5 protein-coding genes and 2 pseudogenes are annotated in these 6,809 nt (G+C 57.2%); 3 read left to right on the forward strand and 4 right to left on the reverse strand.

Features of this window, described 5'->3' with window-relative positions; genetic code table 11:
* The 4 genes and pseudogenes from BUB04_RS18470 to BUB04_RS18485 form a co-directional block, all read right to left on the reverse strand.
* A pseudogene (locus BUB04_RS18470) lies at positions 1-200 on the reverse strand (IS1380 family transposase); the annotation flags it as partial.
* Positions 201-578: 378 nt separating this feature from the next.
* Positions 579-1,487: an alpha/beta fold hydrolase gene (locus BUB04_RS18475; protein WP_073042265.1), complete on the reverse strand. Its 909-nt coding sequence runs from the start codon at positions 1,485-1,487 to the stop codon at positions 579-581.
* Positions 1,488-2,036: 549 nt separating this feature from the next.
* Complete coding sequence (locus tag BUB04_RS18480; protein ID WP_178372050.1) at positions 2,037-3,098, reverse strand: glycosyltransferase family 9 protein; 1,062 nt, start codon at positions 3,096-3,098, stop codon at positions 2,037-2,039.
* A 307-nt stretch (positions 3,099-3,405) separates the two neighbouring features.
* The gene (locus BUB04_RS18485) at positions 3,406-3,618 is read right to left on the reverse strand and encodes a type II toxin-antitoxin system HicB family antitoxin (RefSeq protein ID WP_073042258.1); all 213 of its coding nucleotides are present in this window, start codon (positions 3,616-3,618) and stop codon (positions 3,406-3,408) included.
* Positions 3,619-4,181: 563 nt separating this feature from the next.
* Here BUB04_RS18485 and BUB04_RS18490 point away from each other — a divergent pair.
* The 3 genes and pseudogenes from BUB04_RS18490 to BUB04_RS19695 form a co-directional block, all read left to right on the forward strand.
* Entirely contained in the window at positions 4,182-4,520 is a 339-nt protein-coding gene (locus tag BUB04_RS18490) for a P-II family nitrogen regulator (protein ID WP_073042260.1), read from the forward strand.
* 66 nt (positions 4,521-4,586) lie between these two features.
* Positions 4,587-5,972 (forward strand): ammonium transporter, encoded by a 1,386-nt coding sequence (locus BUB04_RS18495; protein ID WP_073042262.1) that lies wholly within the window; start codon positions 4,587-4,589, stop codon positions 5,970-5,972.
* Positions 5,973-6,625: 653 nt separating this feature from the next.
* Positions 6,626-6,809, forward strand: a pseudogene (locus tag BUB04_RS19695) (IS1182 family transposase); the annotation flags it as partial.

Genomic DNA, 6,809 nt, shown 5'->3' on the forward strand with positions numbered 1-6,809 from the left:
AAATCACTTTTGCCCAGGCACAGGAGACCGAGATAGGTCTTCACCACATCCCCGTGCGAAACCCTCGGCTGCCCGGGAACTTCCTTTTCCAACCGTTCGCACAGGCTTGTATAGCCGTTGATCAGGTTCCCTACCAGAGCCAAACCCGAGTGGCTGCTGTAGAAGGCTTTCGAAGACTGTTCGATCACAATTTTCTTCATGCGAGCACCTGCCAGGTGAAAGGTTGACAGGAGACCCTATAGCACAAAACACGTGTAAATTCAAAATCCTAGATAAGATCTGATATTTGTTTGGTTAAAAACATACTCACGGATTAAGGAGCTTGTAATAAGCGAATCACATTTATTTGATATTTCGTTATAAGCTTTAGTTATCTTGTAAGATTCTGGTACATTCGTGTCAGCCCCAATGAAATCAATTACCCCGATGGATACAGGATAAGAGATATTATCCGTTTCAACATCATAACAGTTGTTTTCTTTGTTATAAGTCAATTTTTTATGTGTGTTAGGACATCTCAGAATAGGCTCTAACTTTTCAAGCATAATAATCACCTATATCCAATCCGAAGTGTCTCTTCATTTACTTACAGATGATGACTGTTTTACGTGTTCGTCAATCAACTCAACGAGTTTTGGCCATATAGGCTTTAAGATTCCATGCCCCATGCCTTCAATGACGCAATATCTGGAACCAGGAACAGTCTCAGCTACTTCCTTACTAGCTTCTGGGTGAATTAAGGGGTCATCTGCACCATGAATTACAAGTGTCGGTGCCGTGATCTTTGCAAGTGCTGGTCGCCGATCAGAAGCAGCATAAACGGCGCAAACTTGACGCCGCATACCATCGCTATTTATGCCTCGATCGTACATTCTGCCAGCTATCTCACGGAGATACTCGTCTGGTCCCTCGGCAGCTGAACCGCCTACGGCTCTGACAAGATTGATGTTCCAATCAATGTAACCTTGTCGTCCGGGTCTTGGGGCTTTCATAATCTCAAGGACGGTCTTTATCTTCGGCATAGTGTGGCGACTATTTCGTGCAGGTGCAGCAATACATGTAAGGCTTGCAACTCGGTTACTGTAGGAAAAAGCTGCGATTTGTGCAATCATGCCGCCTAAAGAAATTCCAACTAAATGCGCTTTTTGGACACATAGATTGTCGAGCAAGTGAACAAGATCTTCTGCCATATCTTCAAGGAAATAAGGTGGTCTAATCCTGAGACCAAGCTTGTGCATCAAAGCAAATCGCAAGAGCGAAGGTGATGGCAGATGTTCTAGATTTGTCGACTCTCCCGTGTCACGGTTGTCGAAACGGATTATCCAATGTCCACGTTTAACAAGCATTTCACAAAATCCGTCCGGCCATGCCAGCATTTGAAGGCCAGCACCAGAAATAAGCACGATTGGGGATGAATCGTTTTTCTCACCAATGATCTCGTAACATATTTCAATATTGTTTGGAGTTGTAATCTTTGCAACAGTCAAGATCACGACCTCGCAAGAACGGTAGCAATTGAATAAATATCACCACATAACGGGCGCCGCGGATCAGCGGCGGACGCGGAGGCGAGTTTTTTCGCCGCAGCGTCCGTCCGCTGCAGCCGCGTGTTCGAGGGCGCGCATAGCGCGTCCCCGAACACGTGGATGCCAATCCGCGGCGCCCGTTCGTGGGACGCGCAGCGTCCCACGAACTCTTTATTCTACACAATCTCCCTTAGGTCGCGATCCTTGCTAACAGAAGTCCAGCAAGACCGAGCGCCGCCGGGCTGTTCACGCTTGCAGGTATTGGAACCAAGGGTACTCAGGACATCAGAACTCAGAATCTTCCAATTACCCTTGGCTACCTATTCTCCCTGTTATGGAGATTGGAGATAATCAGCGAATTCAATAGCCAGGATGTCCCAGCTCACCTTCTTCCAAAAGCCAATGGAGACGATGCCGTTCCTTTTTGCCAATTTATGCCCAATTTCACACTGCATTGCAAGCGTGTTGAAATTTTCCCCAGGAACAACCCGGGAACCTGCAACATGCCATTCAACGTAAGGACGCACCGGGCTGCTGCGGGGCCGAGGCGATATTGCGGAAGAATCGACGGCACTCTTCGGGCAGGGCGTCGGGGGGCGGTGCCTCGCTCCGGGCATCCCGGTCCATCACGTCTTCGGGACCCCAATGGTCCCGGAGGATCTGGACGTGCGGGCCTTGAGGGGCCCACACCCGGGGATCGGTGGGGCCGAAGATGACCAGGGACGGCGTTCCCACGGCCGCGGTCAGATGGCTCACCCCGGAATCGCATCCCGCATAGAAGCGCGCCCAAGCCAGCAGGGCGGCGAGCCTTCCCAGATCGAAATCCGATACGCGCCGGCCATTGAACTTTGAGGCCATCCGATCCACGAAGGGTTCATAGGGCTCGTCGGCAGGCCCGGTGGTGAAGACCAGGGGCGTTCCCGCCGCCTCGTGCAGCCGGGAAAGCAGCCGCTCCCAGCGGGGAAAAGGCCACACCTTGGCCCGCCCCCCGCTTCCCACGTGAACGACGCCGTATCCCTTCGGCTCCAGCCCCTGGAACTCCAGCCATGTGCGCACGGCTTCCCGGGCCTCCCGGGACGGCGTCACTTCAGGCAGGCCCGGATCCACCGGCCGGCCCAGGGCGGCGGAAAGTTGTTTGGCGATGAAGGCCGCTACAGGCAGGGCGCCGTCGTCTTCGGCGGGAAAAGACCGGATCCAATGGACGGGAACGGAAAGCCGTTCCCTCAGTCGGGCCACCAGGTCGCGAGCCCCCGACTGCCCCATCCAGAAGAAGGCCTCCACGCCCTTCAGTTCCTCCGGGACCGGAACCGTCTTCCAGGCCTCCTCATGATAGAGGGCGTCCCAAAAGGGACCGGACAGGGCATGAACGTGGACCTCGTAGGGCTTTTCCTCCAGAAGGCTCCCATAGATCGGCCGGGTCCAAAGATGGAAGGCCGGCACGCCCTCCCTCCGGTAAAGGGCGTCCAGAACCGGCAAAAAAAGAACGAAATCTCCCAGCGCCCCCTGGTGCAAAAAGCCCAGGCGGCGCCCGCCATCCCGGCCGAAGGCGCTCCTAAAACCCGCCTGTTCCACCAACGCTTTCTCCCCATGCCTCCCGGTTTTCTCTTCCACCGGCGATGCCGACGGGGCTCGCCGGCGCCATCCCGTCATCTCCCCACATCAGAGGCCGTCCGCGGGTGCGGGGTCCCCTTCACGCTGCGTCCCCGGCGAACACAACGGCGATGGCGTTGATAACCGACACCCATTTACCACGCATGGACATCAACCTGAAGTTTTTGGGTTGTTGGAAGATTGCTGCGGAGCGCAGAGGATTAGCGGTCAAGAGGAGCGATTTTTTAGGCAGGTCGTACTTGGCGCCCTGATATCCGCGGTAGGACGCTCACATTGCCACCTCGACAATTTCCTCTTCTATGGATGGTGGAATCGGTTCATTGTGAGCCTTCAGGTTTTCAATATAAACTTCAATGGCTTCTTGAATATTTCTTAAAGCCTCCGCACGTGTCTCACCTTGAGAAATACAGCCGGGTAGGGCAGGAACCTCTGCTACAAACATTCCCTCTTCATCTCGTTCAATAATAACTCGATATTTCATAACTGTCTCCCCAATATTAGTGTTGCCTGATCGCCATTCCGGAAAATCTCCCTTCGACTGCCATCCTTGTACGACAAGAACCCACAAGGACCTGTACCGCCGGGCTGTCCATGCTTGCAGGTATAGAGAGCATAGGAACCCCCGCCGATGGGGTACTATCCATTTCACGATGGACCGGATGCTTTCGGCTTTTCTTGACTTATGACAAATCGGACGCTGCATTGCAAGTGAGCTGACGTCACTTGCCGGGCGTGGGGATGCCCCCTGCGACCCCGGTGCCCCGAGGCTCTCCCCTGGGCGGAGGCCACAACGACGCGTTCGCCGCCAGGATCCCCTGCTTGACACCCCTGAAGATCCCTCGCCGGCGCACCTGCACAAAAAGGTGCCCCGGTCCGGAAAAAGGAACAATTTTGTTTCGTATTTTGTTGATCTATAGAGATCCAAATCGGACTCCTGGAATTTTTGTTCTGTAAAGACGCTAGCTTATGGCAGGTGCGGCGATCCTGGCAAGGGTTTTGCCCTTCCGGTGGGCAACATTCATCCATGCGAAGGAGGTTGCCGCCATGATCAAGATCGAAGCCATCATCAAGCCGTTCAAGCTGGGCGACGTGCAGGAGGCCCTGGTGGGCCTGGGCGTCCAGGGCATGACCCTCGTGGAAGTCAAGGGATTCGGGCGCCAGAAGGGCCACGTGGAGCTCTACCGGGGCGCCGAATACCACGTGGACTTCGTCCCCAAGCTGCTCCTCACCGTGGTGGTCGCCGACGACCTGGCCCCGTCCGTGGTGGAGGCCATCCGAGAAGCGGGTTACACGGGAAAGATCGGAGACGGCAAGATCTTCGTCAGCACCATCCAGGATGCCATCCGCATCCGCACGGGGGAAAACGGAATCCAGGCCCTTTGATCCCCCGGGTCCCCAGCGTCCTTTTACATTTTTGAACCTTTCCCATCGTCATCGAAGGAGAACGCCATGTTTGTCAAAGCCTTGTTCCTCGCCCTCTGGATCGGGATCCTCTTTTCGGCCGGACCGGCCGTGGCCGACGATCCCACGGCCGCGGACGTCCAGACCCACCTGGACTACGTGTGGACCCTCATCGCCGCGGCCCTGGTCTTCTTCATGCAGGCGGGCTTCGCCCTGGTGGAAGCGGGCTTTACGCGGGCCAAGAACGCCGTGAACATCATGATGAAGAACCTCATGGACTTTTCCATCGGCACCCTGGGCTTCTGGGCCATCGGCTTCGGCCTCATGTTCGGAGCGAGCCTGGGAGGCTGGATCGGCACGAGCGGCTTCTTCCTTTCCGACTACTCGCCGGGCGGAGATCCCTGGGTGCTGGCCTTCTGGATGTTCCAGGTGGTCTTTTGCGCCACGGCGGCCACCATCGTTTCCGGGGCCATGGCGGAACGGACCAAGTTCGTGGCCTATCTCTGCTATTCCTTCGTCATCAGCGCCTTCATCTACCCCATCTTCGGAAGCTGGGCGTGGGGGAGCCTCTTCAACGGTAGTGGCTGGCTGGAAAAGCTGGGGTTCATCGACTTTGCCGGCTCCACCGTGGTCCATTCCGTGGGCGGGTGGGCGGCCCTGGCCGGCACCCTGGTCCTGGGACCCCGCATCGGGAAGTACGACGCCCAGGGACGCCCCCGGGCCATCCCCGGCCACAACCTTCCCCTGGCCGCCCTGGGGGTCTTCATCCTATGGATCGGCTGGTTCGGCTTCAACCCCGGCTCCACCACCGCGGGGATCAAGGACATCGCCTGGATCTTCGTCAACACTAACCTGGCCGCCGCCGCCGGCGTGGTGGGCGCCCTCGTCACCATTTGGTCCATCGCCAAGAAGCCCGATCTCACCATGACCCTGAACGGGGCCCTGGCGGGCCTGGTGGGGATCACGGCCCCGTGCAACAACGTGAGTCCCGCCAGCGCCGTCATGATCGGCCTCGTGGCGGGCGTCCTGGTGGTGCTGTCCGTCCTCTTCTTCGATCGGATCCGGGTGGACGACCCGGTGGGCGCCATCTCGGTCCACGGCGTGTGCGGCGTGTGGGGCACCCTGGCCGCCGCCATCTTCAACATCGAAGGCTTCACCCTCGGGCAGCTGGGCGTGCAGGCCCTGGGAGCGGCGGCCGCCTTCCTGTGGACCTTCCCCACGGCCTACCTCACCTTCCGCATCATCCACGCCACGGTGGGCCTCCGGGTGAGCCCCGAAGAGGAGATGGACGGGCTGGATCTGGGAGAACACGGCGAAAGCGCCTACCCCGATTTCGCCCTGGTGGCCGGCATGCCGGCGGGTGCGGTGCCCAAGGGTCCCGCGGGCGGCAAGGCCTATGCCCCGGCGTCCAAGCCCGCCCACGCCAAGGGCTGACCAAGGTGGTTCCGGGGACGGCCCGGCGGGGCCGCCCCCACAGACCCGTTCTTTCCATTTGCGTCTATTTGCGTTCATTCGCGGTTTTCTTTCACATCAGGTCGGACGTTTTTCCCATGGGTCTTTTCGGACGGGCGGGCGGAAAGCCCGCCTCTGCAGATCCCGAGGGACATCCCGAGCAGGGGCGGGGTTCATCCCCGCCCGTTGGGTGCGCGGTCCTAAAAAAAACCGGATGAAAAAATCGTGTCGTCCCGGTAAAAGACCTCTGGGAGACAGGGGCGAAAGATCTTTCGCCCCTACAGGCGGCCGCCAAGGCGGACCCGTCTGCGGTTGCCGCCGGTCCAGGGCTTTCCTCAGGAGGCTGCCCGAGAACTTTCCCAACCGTCACTCCCGCGCAAGCGGGAGTCCATAATTTACTGGAAATTCTGGATCCCCGCTCCCCGTTCAAGCCGGGGACAAGCTTCGCGGGGATGACGAATGGGCGTTGAAGGGCGCAAACCAGCCGTTTTCGGACAAGCTCCTAGGAGCTTGTCCGAGAATTGATACACATGAGATGTTAATCTCATATGCATACGCTATTTGTACTTGACAGTATAGTGCTACGCTGATATGTTGTTCCCATGAGCGTTAGACTCATTTGGGGGAGCGGCACTATGATTCCATTCAAGACTGATCCGATTCAGTTCCGGCAACGGCAACTTTTTCCGACTTATATATTCGACCTGCTGCCCAAGGATCACCCATGTTTTGTTTTTGATGATATTTTTCAGATGCTCGACACATCCAGTGTGGAAGAGCAATACAGTCCTATTGGGCAGAGAGCTTATCCCCCAAGGA

It is taken from the genome of Desulfacinum infernum DSM 9756 (assembly GCF_900129305.1).
Classification (GTDB): Bacteria; Desulfobacterota; Syntrophobacteria; order Syntrophobacterales; family DSM-9756; genus Desulfacinum; species Desulfacinum infernum.